The 21,916-nt window shown below is 46.8% G+C and carries 18 protein-coding genes and 2 tRNA genes; 8 read left to right on the top strand and 12 right to left on the bottom strand.

Going from position 1 to position 21,916, the window contains the following annotated elements; translation table 11 throughout:
• Positions 1-894, top strand: a complete 894-nt coding sequence (locus AC1VYS_RS06975) for a Cof-type HAD-IIB family hydrolase (RefSeq protein WP_482913606.1) — start codon at positions 1-3, stop codon at positions 892-894.
• Between the two features lie 167 nt (positions 895-1,061).
• Here the strand turns inward: AC1VYS_RS06975 and AC1VYS_RS06970 are convergent, their stop codons facing one another.
• Entirely contained in the window at positions 1,062-1,700 is a 639-nt protein-coding gene (locus AC1VYS_RS06970; protein WP_482914935.1) for a flavin reductase family protein, read from the bottom strand.
• 85 nt (positions 1,701-1,785) lie between these two features.
• Here AC1VYS_RS06970 and AC1VYS_RS06965 point away from each other — a divergent pair, with 85 nt between their 5' ends.
• Positions 1,786-2,493 carry an ArsR/SmtB family transcription factor gene (locus AC1VYS_RS06965; RefSeq protein WP_482913605.1) on the top strand — a complete coding sequence of 236 codons (708 nt, stop codon included), beginning with the start codon at positions 1,786-1,788 and terminating at the stop codon, positions 2,491-2,493.
• A gap of 192 nt (positions 2,494-2,685) precedes the next feature.
• On the opposite strand, the gene AC1VYS_RS06960 is transcribed toward AC1VYS_RS06965, so the two are convergent.
• From AC1VYS_RS06960 to AC1VYS_RS06950, 3 genes are all read right to left on the bottom strand, one after another.
• Positions 2,686-2,774 (bottom strand) — tRNA-Ser (locus AC1VYS_RS06960).
• 6 nt (positions 2,775-2,780) lie between these two features.
• Positions 2,781-2,856, bottom strand: a tRNA-Asn gene (locus AC1VYS_RS06955).
• 93 nt (positions 2,857-2,949) lie between these two features.
• A complete protein-coding gene (locus tag AC1VYS_RS06950; protein ID WP_482914934.1) occupies positions 2,950-3,411 on the bottom strand; it encodes a SprT family protein in 462 nt (153 codons plus the stop codon).
• Positions 3,412-3,530: 119 nt separating this feature from the next.
• Here AC1VYS_RS06950 and AC1VYS_RS06945 point away from each other — a divergent pair, with 119 nt between their 5' ends.
• Together AC1VYS_RS06945 and cmpA are read left to right on the top strand one after the other, a co-directional pair.
• The gene (locus AC1VYS_RS06945) at positions 3,531-3,887 is read left to right on the top strand and encodes a hydrolase/acyltransferase (protein WP_482913604.1); all 357 of its coding nucleotides are present in this window, start codon (positions 3,531-3,533) and stop codon (positions 3,885-3,887) included.
• A gap of 311 nt (positions 3,888-4,198) precedes the next feature.
• Entirely contained in the window at positions 4,199-4,342 is a 144-nt protein-coding gene (gene cmpA / locus AC1VYS_RS06940) for a cortex morphogenetic protein CmpA (RefSeq protein ID WP_221787894.1), read from the top strand.
• A 175-nt stretch (positions 4,343-4,517) separates the two neighbouring features.
• Here cmpA and AC1VYS_RS06935 read toward each other — a convergent pair whose 3' ends face one another.
• The 6 genes from AC1VYS_RS06935 to AC1VYS_RS06910 all read right to left on the bottom strand — a co-directional run bounded on the left by AC1VYS_RS06935 (position 4,518) and on the right by AC1VYS_RS06910 (position 13,327).
• Positions 4,518-6,731, bottom strand: a complete 2,214-nt coding sequence (locus tag AC1VYS_RS06935) for a Tex family protein (protein ID WP_482913603.1) — start codon at positions 6,729-6,731, stop codon at positions 4,518-4,520.
• Positions 6,732-7,207: 476 nt separating this feature from the next.
• Positions 7,208-9,397, bottom strand: coding sequence for an alpha-galactosidase (locus tag AC1VYS_RS06930; RefSeq protein ID WP_482913602.1), 2,190 nt, complete (start codon positions 9,395-9,397; stop codon positions 7,208-7,210).
• A 235-nt stretch (positions 9,398-9,632) separates the two neighbouring features.
• Positions 9,633-9,983 (bottom strand): type II toxin-antitoxin system PemK/MazF family toxin, encoded by a 351-nt coding sequence (locus AC1VYS_RS06925; RefSeq protein WP_024630714.1) that lies wholly within the window; start codon positions 9,981-9,983, stop codon positions 9,633-9,635.
• A 3-nt stretch (positions 9,984-9,986) separates the two neighbouring features.
• Entirely contained in the window at positions 9,987-10,268 is a 282-nt protein-coding gene (locus AC1VYS_RS06920; protein ID WP_024630715.1) for a CopG family ribbon-helix-helix protein, read from the bottom strand.
• A gap of 259 nt (positions 10,269-10,527) precedes the next feature.
• Positions 10,528-11,715: an alanine racemase gene (gene alr, locus AC1VYS_RS06915; protein WP_482913601.1), complete on the bottom strand. Its 1,188-nt coding sequence runs from the start codon at positions 11,713-11,715 to the stop codon at positions 10,528-10,530.
• Positions 11,716-12,103: 388 nt separating this feature from the next.
• Positions 12,104-13,327, bottom strand: a complete 1,224-nt coding sequence (locus AC1VYS_RS06910; RefSeq protein ID WP_482913600.1) for a DUF4367 domain-containing protein — start codon at positions 13,325-13,327, stop codon at positions 12,104-12,106.
• 317 nt (positions 13,328-13,644) lie between these two features.
• On the opposite strand from AC1VYS_RS06910, the gene AC1VYS_RS06905 reads away from it, so the two are divergent.
• The 4 genes from AC1VYS_RS06905 to AC1VYS_RS06890 all read left to right on the top strand — a co-directional run bounded on the left by AC1VYS_RS06905 (position 13,645) and on the right by AC1VYS_RS06890 (position 18,624).
• Entirely contained in the window at positions 13,645-15,135 is a 1,491-nt protein-coding gene (locus tag AC1VYS_RS06905) for a serine hydrolase (RefSeq protein WP_482913599.1), read from the top strand.
• Positions 15,136-15,337: 202 nt separating this feature from the next.
• The gene (locus tag AC1VYS_RS06900; protein WP_145333403.1) at positions 15,338-15,565 is read left to right on the top strand and encodes a helix-turn-helix transcriptional regulator; all 228 of its coding nucleotides are present in this window, start codon (positions 15,338-15,340) and stop codon (positions 15,563-15,565) included.
• Positions 15,549-16,331: a DUF3169 family protein gene (locus tag AC1VYS_RS06895; RefSeq protein WP_482913598.1), complete on the top strand. Its 783-nt coding sequence runs from the start codon at positions 15,549-15,551 to the stop codon at positions 16,329-16,331. The genes AC1VYS_RS06900 and AC1VYS_RS06895 overlap by 17 nt, the downstream gene beginning before the upstream one ends.
• A 49-nt stretch (positions 16,332-16,380) precedes the next feature.
• Positions 16,381-18,624, top strand: coding sequence for a serine hydrolase domain-containing protein (locus tag AC1VYS_RS06890; protein WP_482913597.1), 2,244 nt, complete (start codon positions 16,381-16,383; stop codon positions 18,622-18,624).
• 71 nt (positions 18,625-18,695) lie between these two features.
• On the opposite strand, the gene AC1VYS_RS06885 is transcribed toward AC1VYS_RS06890, so the two are convergent.
• Positions 18,696-19,751 carry a hypothetical protein gene (locus AC1VYS_RS06885; RefSeq protein WP_482913596.1) on the bottom strand — a complete coding sequence of 352 codons (1,056 nt, stop codon included), beginning with the start codon at positions 19,749-19,751 and terminating at the stop codon, positions 18,696-18,698.
• Positions 19,751-21,586 carry an HSP90 family protein gene (locus AC1VYS_RS06880; protein ID WP_482913595.1) on the bottom strand — a complete coding sequence of 612 codons (1,836 nt, stop codon included), beginning with the start codon at positions 21,584-21,586 and terminating at the stop codon, positions 19,751-19,753. The genes AC1VYS_RS06885 and AC1VYS_RS06880 overlap by 1 nt, the downstream gene beginning before the upstream one ends.
• Positions 21,587-21,916: the final 330 nt, after the last annotated feature.

Genomic DNA, 21,916 nt, shown 5'->3' with positions numbered 1-21,916 from the left:
ATGAAATTATTTGCTACCGATTTAGATGGAACATTGTTGAATCGAGACAGCCAGATTAGCCGCGAGAACGCAGAAGCCATCCAGAAAGCGCAGCAGACTGGCATGAAAGTAACCATCGCAACCGGACGTGTATATTCAGATGTCGTGGCGATTAGCCGCCAAGGCGGGATTAAAACCCCGATTATCGGCTCCAACGGTGCGACCATACATGATGAGAACGGAGAACGCTTATTCCACCTCCCACTGGAACGTGAAACAGCCGCATCTGTCATGCAGTGGCTGGAAGATCAGCATATTTATTATGAAGCTTCAACTCAGATGGGCATCTACGCTGCAATCAGCACTCACGAAACGATGCTCGCTGAGTTGGAACGTGTCCTGGGCTCAAAACCAGGTGAAGATATCGAGCGTATGATTCACTCGATCAAGAAACACTACAACAAAAAAGATTATCATCGCGTAAACAGCCATCTTGAAATTCCAGCAGAAGCCTGTATCTACAATATTATGGCCTTCTCAATGAATCCCGAAAAAGTTCAACTCGGACGTGAATACTTTTCCTCCAGAACCGATGTGGCGATGGTTGTATCCTTTGAGCACAACTTCGAAATGCAACACCCGGATGTATCGAAGGGGAATGCCCTGACCAAACTGGCGGAGCATTTGAACATTTCGATGAAAGACACGGCCGCGATTGGAGATAACTTTAATGATGTTTCCATGCTGCAGATGGCTGGGCTAGGTATCGCGATGGGCAATGCCGAACCGGAAATTCGTGCGTTGGCTAAAACGATCACACTGACCAATGTGGAGCATGGCGTTGCTCATGCGATTCATAGCTTGTTAGAAGGCAAACCTATTGCTCCAGAGGAAACGATTGTCTCGGAAGGCTGATAAAGTACCATTGAAAGGTTAGTAACATTTGTGAAGTGAAAACAAGCACAGCGCTCTCATGACCCGAGCCTGTGCTTGTTTTTTGGATTCTGCAACATACCAGAAGTGTAACTCTCACTCGACCTCTTATTTGGCCGCTTACTCGATCTCTCATCATCCATTTAATTCTATGCCCGAAAATTCTCCCCTTGTCTCTCCCCAAGTCCGTAATAATGCCTGAAATTATAAATCAACGGATGCCATTGCTTCGGATCAATCTTATTGACATCTGAAATCAAATGAGAATGTGCGTGCACCTTCACCGCCTTCACTTCTACAATCGCCATGAATGACGTATGTCCCGGAGTTCGTATATGTTGTACAACCGCTTCAATCTGAAGCGGACATTCGGCTATTTTATCAGGTGCTACTTGAACTGATTGCTGAGATGTCAATCCTGCTATCCTGAACTTATCTTGGCAAAACGTATATCCCATTCGTTCTTTAACTTCTGGCACGGGCGAACTTCCTGTTGTCCGTCCCAGCGCTTCAACGTTTCGCCACATGGAAGCATCCGGCAGATTAATAACACACTCTGGACGATGACACAAATTCTCATAAGCTTTGCCCTGTGTACCTATCCCTAACACCAGACAGTCCCCCAGTGCCCAAGATGAGGATAGCGGAGAAAGATTGGTAAACCCATCTTCGTTTAAAGTACTAAGGATGATCACAGGGGTGCCATAGTATAAAATACTGGGATTAATCGTCTCGTGCTGATTCGCCCGAGCCGATTGGGTCGTTTGTTTTGTGCTATACTGCTGCATATCGTTGCTCACCTTATACCTCTCCTGTTCAAATTATGAATTGAAACCAATTGTAATACAGCATTATTTCAACTATCATCGAAGTATGAATGCATATCCGAATATCACAGTTATTGCTTCACTTATTGCCGATACAAGCCGCTCTATATTTCTCTCCGCTTTGTTGGATGGACGGGCACTACCTGCCGGTGAACTGGCCTATATGGCTGCCGTCAGTCCACAGACTGCAAGTAACCATCTTGCTAAACTTGTAGCAGGAGGACTGTTGGAAGTAGAACAGCAAGGTCGTCATCGGTATTATCGTCTCGCGAGCGAGGACATTGCGGATCTGATTGAAAAAATGGCCAGCATTGCCCCACCGGTTCAGGTTCGCTCATTGAAGCAATCCAATCAACTGCAGCAGTTAAGTTATGCACGTACCTGTTACGGTCATCTGGCCGGGAAACTTGGGATTTCACTTTGTGAAGCTCTGCTTAAGAGGGGTTATCTGGTTGAAGCCAAAGAAGTGCAAAGTAAGGATTATATAATCACGGAGAAAGGATCACAGTGGTTTAGCTCATTTGGAATCAAGCTTCATTCAAAACCGGGATCACGCCGGGCCGTTGCCCGTAAATGTCTGGATTGGAGCGAACGGCGTCATCACCTATCCGGCTTACTTGGTGAACAGCTCGTTCACCGCTTACTTGAACTAAATTGGATTCGTCAAAAAACAGGAAGTCGTTCTGTTGAAGTGACCGAAGCTGGAAAGTTAGGTTTGTATGAGGTTTTGGATATCTCCCTTGAAAAGCAATAGACGCTAAAAAATCAAAAAATCCTCTTCATATGAATGATTGGCACATTCATGTGAAGAGGATTTAACTATTTATTCAGAACGGAGAGAGAGGGATACTCTCACTTCGCTCGAGACTGCGATGTATCGCTATCGAAGTTTATGCTAAGGCGAACCTTTAGGGTTCTCATCCCTGGCATAGAAGTATAATCAAAACGGAGAGAGAGGGATTCGAACCCTCGCACCGCTTACGCAGTCTAACCCCTTAGCAGAGGGTCCCCTTATAGCCACTTGGGTATCTCTCCAAGAAATGGCTCCCCGAACAGGACTCGAACCTGTGACAACTCGATTAACAGTCGAGTGCTCTACCAACTGAGCTATCAGGGAAAATTAACTTGAATAACATTAATTTATCATGATTAATAATTCAAGTCAACCTGCCGCTCACCACTTTCTGCAGCCGAATAATCAGCGTATAGATCAGATGGTTTGAAGTGTAAGTTTTCCAGAACATCGACCGCAGCGATAACGCTTCGGGTCTATTTTTCGTTTACGCAAATATTCCATCCCGCAGCTCTTGCATACCAGTTTGTATCGATACGGCAGCGGTTTTCTGCCCTTGTCTCCGGGAAGAGACTGACAGAACCGTGAACCGCCCACTTTCTGCAAAAGTGCCTTGAATTCCGGGTCTCTATGCTGGTATCCTCTTCCTCGAATATGCAGATGATAGTGACATAGTTCATGTTTGATAATTTTCTCAACCTCGTCCCTGCCATACACTTCAAGCTGATGCGGATTTATTTCAATCCGGTGGCTTTTGAGCATATAGCGTCCACCCGTTGTTGTCAGACGACGGTTAAATATCGCTTCATGGGTAAACGGAACTCCGAAATGTTCCAAAGAAATCTGCTCAATCCATTGTTGCAATTCCTTATTTTCCATCATTCTCCTCTCTCTCCATCCGCTCGAGCACGCTGTTTTTCCCCTATAATACTTGAATTTTAACCGTTTCGTAGGCTACACTGTCAAGTAGAATGTATGAGGGGAGATTAATACTCGTTATGCCTACAATGCGCTATGTCATCCTGCAACAGGAGCGGCAATTACAGTTTGTTGAAATGCCTGCGGATTATGCTTATCAACTTAGTGCGCTTAATCTGCGTCTGCACAAGGAAATTGACAAACTCACGGCAACAGATGTACCCGTCCTGCCATGGGCTATTGCCGAATGTGACAACCTTGACCTGTTAAACGAAAACCTGACGATCATCGGAGGTCTTGACTATATCAATGGCCTTGAAGAGCGTTTTGCTGCTTTGCGTGAAAACAACTATCCTTTGATTTCCCTTCTTACCGAGATTCGGGCACTTCAGGCTCAATTGGAACAATGGTATGAAGAAGAGATGGAATCACTCTGATTCATAGGGAATCACATCTCTCAAAACCTGATGTATGAACATTTACTAATGGCTACACTTTATTCCTTTTATGTGATCAGAAATTCAATACAATACGAAAAGCGCACCTCTCACTGTAGGGTAATGCGCTTTTTTTTCATCCTCACTTTTTTTCATCCCTGCATATATGATGCTTCCTCACTAAGTATAAGATTCGTTTCGGTTCAACAGGTGATGACCTTTTTCGATTGACATGGAGTTATCCCGCACAGTCCAGGCTATAGCCACATATGCTAACGTACAGATGAATTATGCAAAAGGAGGAGATTCCTTTGCCTCAATGGCTCTGCAACCAACTCATGCGGGCGTTCCACAAAAAGGACAGTCGTCAAATCAAGTTACTGAACGAATGCTGGTATTTCTATCGCAACAAACCTGCCAGCAGTTCACAGCGCAACATCGAGAACGAAATCTAAGCCTTGTACACCAAACACCATACTCATCCATACCATTGCACCAAAAAAGATAATACTTAACAGCAAACAGCCTTCCCAATGCGGAAGGCTGTCCCATTATACGTTTACACGCGGATACTTCGACAGACGCAAGCTTTGACATCGGATCATGATGCCAAAACGCGATAATTAATCGTTAATTCGCAGATGCAGGTTTTTTCATCGTAAGACCCACACGACCTTTTTTCGTATCCACATTCATTACCCAGACAGTCACATTATCACCAACGGAAACAACATCCATCGGATGTTTAACATACCCGTTACTCAGTTGAGAGATATGGACAAGCCCATCACTTTTGATACCGATGTCAACGAAGGCACCAAAATCGATTACGTTGCGTACTGTACCTTGCAGTTCCATACCTTCCACCAGATCTTCAATCTTGAGTACATCGGTACGGAAAATCGGCAGCGGCATCTCTTCACGAGGGTCACGGCCCGGACGCTGCAAACTGTCCAGAATATCACGTAATGTAGGCACACCGACATCCAGTTTAACGGCCAACTGTTCTGTCTGCTGTTCAGACAGAAGTACAGACAGTTCTTTGCTTCCGAGTTTGTCCAGCTCGACCTGAAGCTCCTTGAACAGCTGATCAACCACCTTATACGATTCAGGGTGGATTGGCGTACGGTCCAGCGGATTCTCTCCTTCAGAGATACGCATGAAGCCTACGCATTGTTCATATGTTTTTGCACCCAAACGGGGCACTTTCTGTAACTGGCGACGACTTGTGAAACGGCCGTTCTCTTCACGATATTTGACAATGTTTTTGGCAATCGTTGCATTAACACCAGCAACATAAGACAACAAGGAAGGTGAAGCCGTATTAACATCCACGCCAACATGGTTAACTGCGGATTCTACAACAGCCTTCAAGCTCTCTTCCAGAACCTTCTGGGATACATCATGCTGGTATTGGCCGACGCCAATCGCTTTTGGATCAATTTTAACGAGTTCAGCCAGCGGATCTTGTACCCGGCGAGCAATAGAAGCCGCGCTACGCTCGGCAACATCCAGATCCGGAAACTCCTCTTGGGCAAGCTTAGATGCAGAGTACACACTTGCACCAGCCTCGTTCACAATCAGGTAAACCAAGCTCTCGTCGCCGTTCTCCTGAATGATCTCAGCTACAAACTGCTCTGTCTCGCGTGATCCAGTTCCGTTACCGATAACGATCAATCCAATATCATACTGCTTGATCATCCGGTGGAACACTTCTGCTGCTTCACGCTTCTTGTTATGTGGAGGTGTCGGGTAAGTTACAGCGACTTCGAGCAACTTCCCTGTATCATCGACAACCGCCAGTTTACAGCCTGTCCGGTAAGCTGGATCGACACCCAGTACACGTTTACCATGAATCGGAGGCTGTAACAGCAGGTTACGAAGATTCGCGGAGAATACCGAAATCGCCTGATTCTCCCCTTTTTCCGTCAACTCTGCACGCACTTCGCGTTCAATGGACGGAGCAATCAATCGTTTGTACGCATCTTCAATAACGGCACGCAAAATATCTTGCACCGCAGAAGCACCACGAATGATCTGGCTCTCCATATGACGATGAGCAGGCTCGGCTTGCACGTCTAGTCCAACCTTGAGAATCCCCTCACGTTCCCCGCGGTTAATCGCAAGAATACGATGCGGCGGCATTTTTTTAGCCAATTCACGATAACTGTAATAATTCTCGTAAACGGACTCTTGCTCCGTATCCTTCGCTTCTGAGGTCAGCATCCCGTGATCCAGTGTATATCTGCGAATCCAGGCACGAATAGCCGCATCATCGGCAATATTTTCAGCGAGAATGTCCTTTGCTCCTTGAAGAGCCGACTCTGCATCCTCTACCCCGAGTTCTGCATTAATATAACGCGCAGCCTCCTGAAGTGCATCTCCCTGTTTCGGCTGCTCCCAGACCCATACGGCTAGCGGCTCCAGACCTTTTTCCTTAGCGACGCTGGCACGTGTCTTCCGTTTCTGACGGTAAGGACGGTACAGATCCTCTACTTCCTGCAACTTGACAGCTTGTGTAATGGATTTCTGTAACTCTTTGGTCAGCTTGCCCTGTTCCTCTATAATACGGATAACTTCCAGTTTACGGTCTTCCAGATTGCGCAAATACACCAAGCGTTCTTCAATCTGCCGCAGCTGGTTCTCATCCAGTTCTCCAGTCATTTCTTTACGGTAGCGGGCGATAAATGGAATCGTATTGCCTTCGTCCAGAAGCTCCGATGTGGTGCGAATCTGCTTCAAGGACAGTGACAGTTCCTTGGCTACCTGTTTGATGATTCGTTCTTGGCGTTCCGCCTTTAATGTTTCTTCATTGGGTTCCAGAACCGTTCCCTGTTCAGACAAATAAATCCCTCTTTCCTTCCTGAATCGTTCATAATACTCATTTCAGGGCAGCTGTGCTGCATAATAACAGTATGGTCGATCATCCGAAGTTGATCTCAAGCTTTTCAAGCTCTAAATAACACTCTTCTCTATATTATCACAAAATCACGTTGAAATTTCTATCATTCCTATGGCACGTCTGTCATTTGCGTTATTGCACTCCTAACATCCTTCCCCGTTGAACGAAAAAAAAGACCGAGAACGTCATCATGACATCCTCGGGTCTTCTTCAAAATAACCAATTGATCTAAATAAGTTGAACTAGAGATTTTACACAGTCCACTCCGATGACAGAATAACCTTCCATTCGCTGTTATCCCCAGATTTTTTTGATTCCCTTTTCTAAAGGGAAAAATCCGGTGATAAAGGCGAACGCTTCGCTATTCCAGGTTTTTTCTGTCCTCTCCGTTAACGTGTAAAAGAAAATTTAAACTTATTTAGACCCGCTCAAACCGGAACATTTCGCTCAGGTAGTCTCCAGACTCACTACCCACAGCAATACCGCCATACATCAAGGCATCGCCTGTAAACGTCTCTGAGCCGCCTTTCAGGCGGTAATCCGCATTTGGATCAAGCCCTTTCAGCTTCAGACGTTGAAGCGGTGCATTCGGTTCAGAGAGCACACGGAAGTAGAATACAATCACTTCGCTACCATCTGGTGCAATGAACATCCATGCCGTTTCATTGCCTTCAAATGGACTGAGTAGACGACGGAAGGTTCCGTATTGTACCGTACTGCGAATTTCCTTGTATAGTTCGACCTGTGCTTTTACAATCGCATTCTCTTCGTCTGTAAACTTCGTCAGATCCAGCTCATATCCAAAGTTGCCTGACATCGCAACATGACCGCGAATCTCCAGAGAAGTGATCCGGTTCACCTGATGGTTTGGCACAGCCGAAATATGTGAACCCATGGAACTTACAGGATATACAAGGCTTGTACCATATTGAATCCGCAAACGAGAGATCGCATCCGTGTTGTCGCTGGTCCATGCTTGTGGCATGTAATACAGCATGCCCGGATCAAAACGTCCGCCGCCACCGGAGCAGCTTTCAAACAGAATATTCGGGAAGGAGGTAACGATACGCTCCATCACTTCGTACAGTCCAAGCATATAACGGTGAGCCGTTTCGCGCTGTCTGTCCGCCGGGAGCAATGCAGAGCCGACCTCTGTCATGTTCCGGTTCATGTCCCATTTCACATAAGTGATCGGTGCAGAGCCCAGTACATCGGACAACATCCGAACGATCTCGTCACGCACATCCTGACGGGAGAAGTCCAGCACAAGCTGTTGTCTTCCTTCGGTACGGCGGCGATCCGGCACATGCAGACACCAGTCCGGATGCTTACGATACAGTTCACTATCCGGGGAGATCATCTCTGGCTCAAACCACAGTCCAAACTGCATGTCCAGACCTGTGACACGGTTAGCCAAGTCATCCAATCCTTGCGGTAGCTTGTTTTTGTCCACAATCCAGTCGCCCAAAGACGAATTATCGCTGTCCCGATGACCGAACCAGCCGTCATCAAGCACAAACAGCTCAATGCCCAGCTTCTGTCCTGCACGTGCGATCTGCTCAATCTTGTCGGCATTAAAGCCGAAATATGTTGCTTCCCAGTTGTTAACCAGTACAGGACGCTCAGCATTGCGGAATTGTCCACGTGCCAGACGTTCACGGTACAGCTCATGGTAGGACTGAGACATACCATCGAGACCCGTAGCCGAATAAACCATAACTGTCTCAGGAGTCTGGAACGATTCCTGCGGTTCAAGCTTCCAGCTAAATTCAAACGGATTAATACCAACAGATACACGCGTTGTATAGAACTGATCCACTTCTGCCTGTGCAGTAAAGCTACCGCTATATACTAAACTGAATCCATACACCTCACCTTGGTCTTCATCCGTTCCCGGTGTCATCAGGGCAATGAACGGATTTTGCTGGTGACTGCTGGAGCCGCGGCGGCTCTCTATTCCTTGCAATCCGGAAGCGAGCGGACGGCGAACGATGTCACGTTCACGAGTCCAAGCACCTGAGAGCTGCAGCAATTCGTAATCTGCATGTGGCAGGTCTACAGAAGAGCTGAGTGCTCGCAGCACATTCACTACGTTAGCGCTCTCATTCACGATACGCATCGAGCGTGTAATGGCATTAAAGGCAGTAAACGCGGTATACGTTAACTCAATTTTAACACCCGACACCTGATCTTGCATTTCAATAATAAGCGTATCCGCTTCATCTTCGGATTCTACATACGTTGCCGGAAGTCCCGTTAACGCTTCTTTTCCCTTGACCAAACGATGGCCTGTATACGTAAACTCGGATACCGTTGAGCCATTCTCCAACTCTAGCTGAATCGCCGGGTTGCGGAAATCACTTGTGCCATAGACCGGCAACTCTACTGGTAAAGTGTCGAACGAAATCGTACGATCCTCAGGTACCGGGTTCGGGCTGAAGGATGCTCTTTCCGTCCGAACATGAAGCCAGCTCAGGTCGGTATCACGCAGTTTTTTGCCATAATACAAATGCACCAAATACCCCGAAGGCAATACCTGAAATACATAGCTCGCCTCGCGGGTCTGTAAATGAAACTGAAGTTTCTCCTGATTGATGTAAATGCTCATATGTCTCCTCCATCTATCTATATAGGTTTTGCGGGTAAACGGTTTCTCAGGTTCCATTATAACGAAAAGGTCATCAATGTTCTACGCTTTCACCAAGTCTTAACCAAAAGAGCGTACAACACCTTAAAAAGGTATCATACGCTCTTCTGATTACATTCTGAAATTGTGTGTCCCCTTCAGGAACATCCGTTGTCAACGGACAGGCACATCAACGTATAAATACCGTTCTGCCACCCTAAAAATCGATTAAGCCCAGGCTGATCTGCAAGGCTTCGTTGACCAGTTTCATGGTCTCCTCGTCCAAATGCGTAATCTTATCGGTTAGCCTTTGCTTATCAATCGTCCGAATCTGTTCGAGCAAAATCACTGAGTCCCGGTCAAAACCATGCGCTGCTGCATCAATCTCGACATGCGTCGGCAGCTTTGCCTTCTGAATCTGGGCGGTAATGGCCGCCACGATACAGGTTGGACTGAACCGGTTGCCGATATCGTTCTGGATGACCAGAACCGGCCTGACTCCACCTTGCTCAGAACCGACAACGGGAGAAAGATCCGCAAAAAAAACGTCACCACGTTTTACGATCACTGTCTACACCCCGCTAACTAAGCGGTCCAGAGTGCTGTCCGCATCTTCCTCCGCGTGAAAGGCTTCGGATGCCATGGTCAGGTTGATCTTCGCCATCTCCATGTATCCTCGCTGCATTGATTCACGGATGTAACGTTTCTTCCGCTCTGTCAAGTACAGCTTCATTGCTTGCCTAATCAATTCGCTGCGGTTGGAATTCTCCAGCGCTACGATGCCATCCACTTCCTGCAAAAGATAATCAGGCAAACTGATCATAATTCGCTTGGTGTTCTGCAAGTTGGCCACCTTTCTTCCACCCCCACAAACCTTTCGCCATTGTGAACCAGTATTACGCTTTTCCAGAACTTTTATACAAAGGAATATATATGCCCCGCGTATATCAAGTATGCTGTACTCCATTATAAACACGGGAATCAATATTCGTACAGACTAAACATCGCATTTCAGGATTTAATTCCTGACATCGTACATATTTCGAGATGCTGCGACAGTATTCCTTCTGTTCTGAAAAAAACTTTACTGGTAATCGTGTCCAATTTGCGAATTACGTTGTCAAAAGGGGATTGATTCTGGCGACTACCTCTCCTCCCCGGGTATAGACCCGAGGAATGCGATGAGCCATCATGCAGATCACTTCATAGTGAATCGTACCGAGCTGGTCTGCCACCTCACTAGCGGTAATTACACCGCCCGACTGGTGGCCGATGAGAACAACCTCTTCGCCGGCTTGAATTGCTTCCGCTTCTTCTGCGAAAGATTGTAGCGACACCATACACTGATCCATGCAGATCGTACCGACGACAGGAACGCGGCGGCCACGTACAAGCACCTGCGCTTTACCTGTCAGCATTCTTGAGAATCCGTCTGCATAGCCGATAGGCAAGGTCGCTATTCGTTCATTTTCCTGTGTAAAATAACGGGTTCCATAACTGACTCCCCAGTGGGACGGCAGTGTTTTGACCAGAACCGCTCTTGTCTTCAGTGTCAATACCGGGAGCAGCTTCACTACCTGATGATTCACCTCTGCTGAAGGATACAGTCCATACAGACTGATGCCCACACGCACCATATCATAAGATAATTCAGGTGTATCAATAGCAGCCGCGCTGTTCGCCGTATGTATAATCGGGATGACACATCCCTGATCCCGGAGCGTCTCTGCAACGCTCTGGAACCGTTGATACTGTTCCAGTGTATAGCTCTTGTCTTGTTCATCTGCTTTAGCATAGTGAGTAAACATGCCTTCAAGAATCACCTGATCAATTGAGGACACCTCTTGTATAAAATCAATGGCCTCATTGCCAGGCAACAGACCCAATCTGCCCATGCCACTGTCGATTTTGATGTGAACTTTCAAACGATTCACAAATGTGCCTGGCTTCACCTGTCTAATAGCCTCAAGCACTTCTCTGCTAAACAATGTGATCGTCACATCATGCTCCCAAGCTGCAGCGACTCCTTCAGGCGGCGTATACCCTAATACCAGAATCGGACTTGTGATGCCGTGCAGACGCAGTTCAAGAGCTTCGTCAAGAAACGCTACACTTAAATAGTCCACACCCAGTCGTTGCAATTCCCGGGCCGTCTCCACCGCGCCGTGTCCATAGGCATTAGCCTTTACACAAGCGAGGAATCTCGTACTCTGAGGCAAAGCCTCACGAAAAGCCGCCACATTGCTGCGCAGATGATCCAGATTAATCTCCGCCTGGGTCGGCCGATATTGTCCTTGCACGTTAAGTCACCTTCTCTAATCTTGTTAATCCGGCTCACGTCAGACTCCATCGTAATGCTACAGCATGTCACTGTCAAATGAACGAAAGTTTTACTTCTCAGATCTTATGCTGCAAGAGCCTGCAGAGTACCACAATCAAGTACAGAAGAAGGAGAATAAGCGATATTATTCCAGCTCCTCTCGTCAAATACGAATGACCTACGTATGACTGGGTATAACCTGCTTACATCGACTTATTACCCGGTTCACACCGCATAGAAGCGTTTTTTGCTTTTTTGGCTGAACTTGGCACGATCTTCTGTACTATAAAAATAAACAAAGCACCGGAGAAATGAATTCTCCGATGCTCTATAGCATTCCTTGGGACAAGACCGATATGCACTCTCTTTTATTTACCCGACTCTTCCTGCATGGAGGTCGCTATACGTACCATTTCATTCTCAGGCAGATCCGCGCTTGTAATCCGGTATTCCACGCCATCAGAAGTCCAGGTCAGTGTCTGTAAAGCATCTCCGCTAATCATGCCTGCCGTAAATCCTAGATCAACAAGGCGTGAAGGTGCAAGGGATACAGCACGATCCTGAGGTCTTGCTTCAAATATGGTGTAATTATAAGTTCCCTCATAACGAAGCAGGACGGAATAATCCCCGGCTTCCTCCAAAATCTGATCGTCCTTCAACTTGACGCCTTCCGGTGCATATGTCGGCTGAATGACACCAAAGCTGTCTGATTCTTTCGGCTCGGCCAAGGTAGGCTCCTCGCTGCCCTGCTCACTTGCTGCTCCTTCTGAACCTTCTGCTCCTTGTGTTCCTTGTTGATCCGTACCCTCACTTACACCGGTCTGCCCATCAACAGCTCCCTCGGTTCCCTCGGAGCCTGGCGTAGCCTGAGGATTAGCAGGCTGTTGTCCGGTGGCGTCATCGGTTTTCTCGGCTGGAGCAGCACCTGCATCTGTTCCTGCCTTATTCTCTTCTTCTGTTGCAGCCGTCATGTTGCGTTGCATGTCAAAGGCGTCTTTTCCAAACTCGGCCCCGAATTTGAAACTGTCAAACTTCACATCCACAACCACATTGGCATTGGAGTCGGATACCTCCACTTGTTTGGGTGCATAGTCGCTCTTGTTCAGCCAGATTTTCTGTCTTACAAGAGCATGTGTATTGTAGTTTGCAGCAACATCAAACACATAGGTTTCTTTTTCATCTGCAAACTGACGGGTCGTATCCCCTGTAATGCTTCGAATCAACGTTTCATACAAGTAAACTTGACCCTGATTATCTGGCCAGTCACTTTGGAAACGGAAGCTTTTATTCTGACTCGGCGTCAGTACAAACACACCTTCATCATTCCGAAGTACGATTTGCGTAACATCCTTCTTGGCATTGGTTAATGCAATACGGTAATACGAAGGCTTCTGATGCCATACCTCGACCTTGTACTGCTGCGGCGTTTCTCCGGTATGCAGCGTCATGACACCTGCTCCTTGGTAACTTTCCATCTCTCCAACGACTTCGTTCAGATCTTTGACCACAGCTGCCGCATCCTTCTTCCCGCAGGCGGCAAGTAAGGCCGATAAGACCAATACCATGGCAAGCATCCATGATATTCGGCGCATGACATCATCCCCTTTAGCACATGTTTTCACTTCAGGATTGTGCGTACAGCAGAACCCCTACTTGATTAGTACATGTTATGAGGGACTTGTTCGATATATGCGGACTAGTTTGACAAGCTTGGTATGAAACTGTGATAGACCAAAAGACGAGGGGCAAATCAGTCTCGGGGACGATGAAAATATGATCCATAAAAGCGATAATCAAATCAATTACATCGATGTCCGTTAATTGGAAATATTCACCATACTTCTAGATCATTTTACTAAACCGATTACGATCATCTCTGGAATATCAATGCGTTTTGGAGGGGATTTATATGACAAATTTAATTTCAAATCAACTTACAACGACAATGACATCACTTCAGACCAAACTCAAAGGTTTGGACGAATTCATTACCAGTCAACTTGAACAATGGAAGGGCGTAGGTACAGCAATCGCAATCGTTCATAAGGATCAGGTTGTCTGGAGTAAAGGATATGGCTATCGCGATCTGGAAGCAGGACTTGAGGTCACACCAGACACGTTATTCGCCATTGGCTCCAGTACCAAGGCCTTTACCGCGACGGCAGCAGCACAACTTGTGGATGAGGGACTACTTGAATGGGATCAACCGGTCATAAGTTATTTGCAGGATTTCCAGATGTTCGATCCGGTTGCTACAGAGCGCCTTACTATGAGGGATATGTTATGTCACCGTTCAGGTCTGCCAAGACACGAATTGGTCTGGTACAATTCCACTCGTTCCAGAGAAGAACTGGTGCACAGCCTGCGCTACCTTGAACCGAACCAGAACTTCCGCAGTAAATGGCAGTATCAAAACCTGATGTATATGACTGCCGGTTATCTGATTGGCCATCTTAAAAATGCGTCTTGGGAGCAAGTCATACAAAATAATCTGTTTCGCCCGCTTGGAATGAATGCCAGTCTGTTTTCAGTAGAGGAAATGCAGCAACAATCAAATTATGCCTTGCCATACATGGATCAGGAGGGAAAAAACGTGCGTATCCCTTTTCGCGACATTGATGCCATTGGCCCTGCTGGCTCCATCAACAGCAACCTGACAGATATGACGGCATGGCTCCAGTTCCAGATACAGCAGGGCAAATGGCAGGACAAAGCGCTTGTCTCCACAGAACAGATGTCGGAGACTCATCGTCCGCAGATGGTCTCTGATTCTCCATTTCACAGCAAAGAACTGCCTATCAGTACATACGGCCTAGGCTGGATGATAGAGCCTTACCGAGGACATGCCATGATTCATCATGGAGGAGCTATCGACGGCTTCGCTTCACAAGTAGCCTTTTTGCCGGATGAAGAGATCGGGATCGTTGTATTAAGCAACACCAATGGAAGTGTTATTCCATATACAGTTGCCTTCTATATCATGGACTGTCTGCTCGGGCTGGAGCCTACAGACTGGACCTCCACCATTTTGAGACTCATGGGCCAGGGAGAACAAGACGGACAGCAGGAAGCACAGGTAGAGGAAGAAACAAAGCCCGAAGAGACCCCAACCGCCCCTCCCATGAATATCCCAGTCTCTACTTATACTGGAATTTACCAACACCCTGGTTATGGTGAACTGCTCGTGCATGAGACGGATCAAGGATTGCAGACAAGATTGAATAACATTGACATGCCTATGCGATATGTTGGCAAGCATACGTTCTCTGTCTCACTGCTCCTGTTTGGCTTGCACATGGATTTTACATTTGAAGTAAGCGAGGATCAGCTTGCAGCTTCGGTCTCCGCACCATTGGTGCCTGATGCCAATGCCAATGTAATTGTTTTTACCAGAATTTAGTAATCCTCAAGATTGCCCAACGAGATTAGCAAACGAGAAATATAAATACATTACAACGTTTAACGGAGCCTTTTGAAGGCTCCGTTTTTATGCTTAATCAAGCTGTACGTGATCATAAAAAGTAAATAATCATATTCATTTTGTATATTATACTTTACATTCAGTCAATTATCATATACATTGTATTCATGGAGGTGAGTACGTGGAAGAATTACACAATCACGTTAGGGAGTTACGAGCCAGAGACCGATTGTCTCAGGCAGAACTGGCGAAGCTCATTGGAGCATCAAGGCAAACTATTGCTCTGATTGAACGCGGAGATTATTCTCCCTCGGTCGTTCTGGCATTAAAAATAGCTCATGTGTTCGGAGAATCTGTTGAAAAAATATTTGAATTGAAAGGTGGAGAACCACATGAATCAAACCGCTAATACCTCATCCAAAAAAAGAAGAATGCGCCTTCCGCTCTATGCTGCTGGCGGTGCTGTTGTCGGATTTATTTCCTCAGCCGCAATCACCAAGCTTCCCTCTGATCTGAACTGGACGCTGTCCGTTTATTATGATTATGACCTGCTATTTGCTCTTATCGCACTGGTGGTGCTCGTTACGATGATCTGGAATAGCATCAGTCTGGCACGTACGCCTTCTGTCCGTCCCGCGGAAAATGATGATGCAGATGACATGGAAGATAATCACTCCTTGATGTCACCTGCCGAACGTTCGCTGGGAAATGCAATGATGCTCAGTTCGTTCGGTGTCATTGCTTCATTTGCATGGGTCGCTCTTGCCTTGTCGTTATATGCATCGAGCAGAGACCTACCCCAGTCTTCGAATCTGTTTACGCTTGGTAATTTGGTCGCCGCTTGCATCGCTGTAATCATCGTTGTTGTGCTACAGAGCGTGACGATCAAACGTTACAATCGCTACTTCCCTGATCGCGCACTGGACTTGAACTCCCGCAACATGAAAAAAGATCACTTCGAAAAGCTGGATGAAGGCGAGAAATGGATTGTGTATCGCGCAGCCTACCGCTCGTTTCAGATGATGAACCTCCTGCTTGGCGTTGGCATGGCCGTTTCGGTGTTATATTCCATAGTGTATAACTTTGCTGCCTTCCCCATTGTTCTCCTGTCTGTCATCTGGATGATCAACCTCGGCGTTTATTTTCGTGAAACTTATCGTGCTCAGAAGCAGTAATACACTTTGAGCTACCTACTTTGGTAAAAATAACTAAAGGAGTGATGATGTGCATTTATTCAATCGCAATACCCGGTCCAAATGGAGCGCCTTGACCAGCGCATGTATGGCACTTGTTCTTTCTCTCAGCCTCTGGGCTCCCCAGGTTCAGGCTCAGACAGGGGCAACAGCCCCTGATTCTGAAAGCTCCAAACAGCCTGTAACACTGAATGCCGAATCGGCTAATGCTTTTCTGGATAAGTTCTTCGCCTCATCTGAAACCAAACCTCATTATGTTGGTGCATCTGTTATCGTTGTGAAGGATGGTCAAGTTATTGCTGAAAAAGGATACGGCTATGCCGATCTGGACCAAAAAACACCTGTCGATCCGAAAAACACCGCTTTTCGTGTCGCCTCAGTCTCCAAAACCTTCACAGCCGCTGCGGTCATGCAGCTTGTGGAGCAAGGCAAGGTCGACCTGAAGGCTGATTTTCAGACCTATGTGAAGGGTTTGCATTTCGAGAATCCATTCGATGCGCCAGTAACCGTAGAACATCTGCTGACACACACCACCGGGTTTGAAATCCGTGATCCACAGCCAGAAGATATCCACGCAGATCCTGATAAGTACATAACGATGGAGGATTACGCCGAGCAGCACATGCCTCCTGTTGTACGAAAGCCTGGTAGCGCCTACATGTACGATAACTTCTCGTTTTTGCTACTCGGGTTGATTGTCGAAAATGTCAGCGGCGAGCCGTTTGAAACGTACATGCAAGAGCACATCTTTAAGCCTTTAGGCATGAACAACAGCAGTTTTATGCTAGATGAAAAATTCCAGAAACAGCTTGCCACTGGTTATGATCCAGCTCACAAGCCGGTTGACATGTACTTCATTGATCCCAATCCTTTGCCTCAAGGCGGCATGTTGTCTACAGCCGACGACATTGGTAAGTTTATGATTGCCTTTCTGAATGACGGCAAGAAAGACAACCAGCAGATTTTGAAACCAGCAACGGTGAAAAGTATGGAGCAGTATCGCTCTTCCATTCACCCGCTACTGCCGGATAGCACGTACGGATTCGAAGCGCCGTTTCAGCTCCCCGGGGCGGGAAGCAGTTCCAAAGTAATTACCAAAGCAGGCGACCTGTCAGGTTACAGCTCTTATCTATTTTTTATTCCTGAGCAAAACACAGGCGTATTCCTGACCTATAATCAGAATGGAGCTCTTCGTAATCTGCTCTACCAAGCTTTTATTCAGAACTTCTTCCCGCAGTACGCTAAACCGGTACAATTTAAGGAATACACGCCACAATCTGCGGAAGAGTTGCAACGTTTCAACGGTTTTTATGCTGACCTTCGGATCAGTACACTTATCAGCAAGCTCCAAGCTGGCGGTGAAACGTCCAGTGGGTTAAGCATTAGTGATCCGTATCTGGGTGAACGTAAGCTGATTCAAGTGGAAGACAATCTGTTCACGGATGAATTATCAGGACAGTTCACAGCCTTCAAAACCTATGAAGATGGAACAACCTACATGAGAGAGCCGTACCTCAACCCATTCGGATATGCCAAAAAAGGTCAAAAAGCGGCGGGCTTCCTGGATGTTCAGAAGAGCAATCCTTATGCTCAAGCGATCCATAGCTTGCAATCGCTTGGATATTTCGAAAATGAAGCTAACCAGTCTTTCATGCCTAAAACGACTGTAACTCGTGCGGAATTTATCGAGAATATTCTTAAATTAAGTGGTCTCAAACCTAGCAAAACATCACCGCCTACTGACACAGACTGGGCTGGCCATGCCGCAGCTGGCTATATCCAGCTTGGTTATGAAATGGGGATGATCACAGGTGCAGACGAGAAACAGTTTAAACCCGATCAAGCCATTGTTCGGCAAGAAGCCGCAGTTATGATATGGAGAGTATTTCAGCTACAGTATCCAACCGAACTGTTTAAGGACGTTAAACTTGCAGGCCACACAGATGATTGGGCTGTTCCTGCAGTGCAAATGATGGTGAAGCTGGGCCTCTACGGCCCTGAAGTTAAAATCCTGGAGGACGGTTCTGCGGACTTCCTTTCACGCAAACCTCTCATTCGCCAAGAACAGGCTGCTATCATGTATGCGTTAATTACCCAGCCGACCGATCGCATCGTTGCTGAAATGATGGCCGCCCAGCAGCCAGAGCAACCGCAGCAACCAGATCAGTCAGGATCTGAGGAGATCACTAAAGAAGCCTCGACACCAGAGAACAAAACTGAGATTACGCCTAATCAAGCGACAGAAAGTGCTCCTCCAGCAACATCCGTTCAATAATTATGCTATATAAGTAAACAACAAAAAGGCTTGTTCGCAAGGGATTCCCCTTCACGAACAAGCCTTTTAAATTATGCAATTAACGAGGATACATGTGTGTTTCCGTTGCGCTGATCAAACTTGGCTGCCGTAGCTTGGGCATAATCTTCAAAATAATCTGCAAGTTTGAGAAGATCTCCCGGGTCTCCCTCATATGGGAATGAAGCTGGCAGGCGCAAGCGATACCCCTCTGAGTCTTTTTCTTCCGACCAGCGCCGCAATAACGAAGCTGCCTTCGCATAATACATCATTTTGGCATACACATCTTCATGCTCGGCTCCGAGCACCAGTGTTTCTTCGAGGATATCAATCCCTTTGGCCGGATTCGTAAGTGTGAGATACTCCATCTGCTCTGAAAAACTCTGCACGAAATCATTTTCACCTTTGATCAAACGATATCCTTTAACCTGATGTTTATCTGCCTCATCCTTCCGTCCCAGACGATACAGCGGCATCAGAACTTCGGACAAGGTCAGATGTGGGATCTCCGCACAGCTCATGCGTCCTTTGAGAATCGGCTTGGCCACTTCCAGCACTTTCTCGTCGTCTCCTTTTAACATAAAATAACGCAAAATTTCATCCTGCTCACACGCCTCGCAGTCACTCATGAAGTCCCGGTCTAACATTCTGAACTTGTCATAGCTACGTTCCGCTTCTTCCAGCTCTCCAAAATCCATAAAGATGCGGAAACGGTAGTACCAGTAAGAACGCTCGCTGTACCCATAAGACTTGAACCTTGCTCCGAAATCCTCGAGCAATTCCATAATCTTCTCACGGGAAATTTCCGGAAAATCGGGCATTTTGCCAAGAATCCATTTATAAGACCACAATAACGTTTCTTCATCATACAGCTCTGGTTGCTGATCAAACTTGCCTAGTTGCCAGGAAAAAGCGATCAATGCTTTCATCGGATATCCACAGAAGGTGGCGACATCTACAATCTCTGAACGGGCTTCGTACGCTTCCTCAACCATACCGTTGACATCAGCCACCCGCGCTGCTTCCTCTAATAGACCAAGCTTCGCCGCACCATTGGGCAGCTGATAGGCCTCTTCCATCAAATCTTCGAAATCCATCTCTGTCTTCATCAGGCATCTCCCTCATGATTCGTATTTGCGCTTAAACCCCAGTCAATAAACCGAACAATTCCCTGGTTCAATACTTCAAGCTCCTGCTTGTTCATGGGATAATGCCCCATCATCAGTGCGTTAACATATAACATCTCAATAGCAATCGGTGTCATCTGATTATTCGGTGAAGTCAACACCCGTTTAATGATCGGATTGTTCACATTCAGATACAACGTCGAGTACCCTGCCGAATGAATACCCGATGACAACGAACCGAGAACAGAGGAAAATAAGTCTGTGCTCTCTTCGCTCGCTTTTTCCAGTGCACGTAGCGTGGACGATTCCTGCGAAAGGGTGAACAATACCGGCAAGTCAGCGGGCTTGAACCCTTTCACTTCTGCGCGGCAGCGGAAACGTTGTAACGCCGAATCTGCCAGGCGTAGCGCATCATAATACTGGTTACGTTCAGCCGGTGCAACATCCGTGAAAGTCATCGATACTTCATCTGGTTCAATTCGTTCGGTCTCTACATTATTCAGTACTAAAGGTAACATCCCCATCAGTTCTTTGTCGTAGATGTAACCTGCGTTAACGACCAGCATGGACTGTGCGGAAGCCACATGGTGAATCTGGCGGTATTCATCAATAGTGCTGGTGTAGTATAGTGTCTCCCCTTCATCAATCAGTTCACCCAGCTCCCGGTGTCCACGCGTTGTATCAAAAGGCAACCAGCGATGAATCATCGCGTAAAATTGCTGATCCTGAACAGCCAGCGCCTTCATCGAGAGAGCATGCAGACGAATCAGCTTCTGTAAACGTTCAGTCTGCTGTTCAGCCATTTCGGTCAGTCCCAACCGTAGGGCGTCTCCGAGATCGGAGCGCACTTCTTCCAGCTTTTCATTCTCATAAAAATGCTCTCTTGAAGCTGTCGGCTGTAGTTCATCGGTCCAGATCAGACATTTTACAAAGAACGCCCATTCCGGCAAAATGTTCTCGGCTTTCTCCGAAATCAGCATACGCTTCAGATAAACCCGGTGGGAACGCTTGGCATTCAAATTCACGGCGTGTGGCAACACGTACGCAATACCTCCCGTGCGCCCCGAAGCCGTTGTTAGCGGGATGAAATCCTGGAATTTCTCCCCAAGCAGACGTTCACCAAAGGCAAGCACTTCCGCACGGCAGGAACGAGCAAGCTCTGGACGTGTTAACCAGATCGGAGAATCCTGATTAACGATAGATTGCTCCCCGTCATGAATCAACGTGACCGGATAAGGCAATAACGCACCATAATAAAATAAAGCTTCTTTCACATACTCTGCTTCAAAGTAGTGTGCCGCTTCCGGCGTGCAACGCAGATATACTTTCGTTCCGGGAGACAATTGCGTGTCCAGCTGCCTGATCGTATATGTACCATCCGGCTTACCGCGCCACTCCATGGAAGGGCCGCCCTTCACCGATTGAGTCAGCATGACAATCTCATGACTGACCATGAAACAGCTCAGCAGACCAATACCAAAACGTCCAATAAACGATGTCTCGCCATCCAGCAATGCCTGTTGTCCCCGCTTCGAGGATTGTCCAATCATCGCTAGAAATTCATGGATGTCCGCTTCGGTCAAACCAACTCCGTTGTCCTCCACCATCATCGTCAATTGATCTCCGGTTCCTGTTAGCTCAATACGAGCTTCTCCCTGATATCCCGGTTCCACTTCCTTGCGTGCCGTAATCGCATCTGTTGCATTCTGCATAAGCTCACGCAGGAAAACTTTTGGACTGCTGTATAAATGATTCGATAAAATTTGGATCATTCCGCTCAGGTTGACCTGAAAACGATATTCATTCGGTGTACTCATGAATCACTTCACCTTTCCTCTGGGTCTAACACAGCACTCAGGCTGCTTTAATACCTTCACACTGAATAAATGGATGTGTTAGACGAACTCTTATGTATATATCGGCCTATACTCTATTACTCCATTATCTATAGCAATGAAACAGCAATCAAACGGCCTTCATACCTTCTTTTCAAGGATACATTGTACAGCCTCCCAAAAAAACAAACCTTAGACCCGATTTGGTGGAATTGCCCGGGGAAATATGCACTAGGATTTCAGGACTATTGAAGCAAAAATATATTTCTTTAGTCTTAGTTGAACGATCTGACACCACTGGACGTATAATCA

It is taken from the genome of Paenibacillus sp. G34, from assembly GCF_056856875.1.
This window is presented reverse-complemented; position numbering and strand designations above follow the sequence as displayed.

Coding starts and splice junctions, on each gene's coding strand:
- AC1VYS_RS06975 (WP_482913606.1), top strand. CDS start 1: ATGAAATTATTTGCTACCGATTTAGATGGAACATTGTTGAATCGAGAC.
- AC1VYS_RS06970 (WP_482914935.1), bottom strand. CDS start 1,700: ATGCAGCAGTATAGCACAAAACAAACGACCCAATCGGCTCGGGCGAAT.
- AC1VYS_RS06965 (WP_482913605.1), top strand. CDS start 1,786: ATGAATGCATATCCGAATATCACAGTTATTGCTTCACTTATTGCCGAT.
- AC1VYS_RS06950 (WP_482914934.1), bottom strand. CDS start 3,411: ATGGAAAATAAGGAATTGCAACAATGGATTGAGCAGATTTCTTTGGAA.
- AC1VYS_RS06945 (WP_482913604.1), top strand. CDS start 3,531: ATGCCTACAATGCGCTATGTCATCCTGCAACAGGAGCGGCAATTACAG.
- AC1VYS_RS06930 (WP_482913602.1), bottom strand. CDS start 9,397: ATGAGCATTTACATCAATCAGGAGAAACTTCAGTTTCATTTACAGACC.
- AC1VYS_RS06910 (WP_482913600.1), bottom strand. CDS start 13,327: ATGCGCCGAATATCATGGATGCTTGCCATGGTATTGGTCTTATCGGCC.
- AC1VYS_RS06905 (WP_482913599.1), top strand. CDS start 13,645: ATGACAAATTTAATTTCAAATCAACTTACAACGACAATGACATCACTT.
- AC1VYS_RS06895 (WP_482913598.1), top strand. CDS start 15,549: ATGAATCAAACCGCTAATACCTCATCCAAAAAAAGAAGAATGCGCCTT.
- AC1VYS_RS06885 (WP_482913596.1), bottom strand. CDS start 19,751: ATGAAGACAGAGATGGATTTCGAAGATTTGATGGAAGAGGCCTATCAG.
- AC1VYS_RS06880 (WP_482913595.1), bottom strand. CDS start 21,586: ATGAGTACACCGAATGAATATCGTTTTCAGGTCAACCTGAGCGGAATG.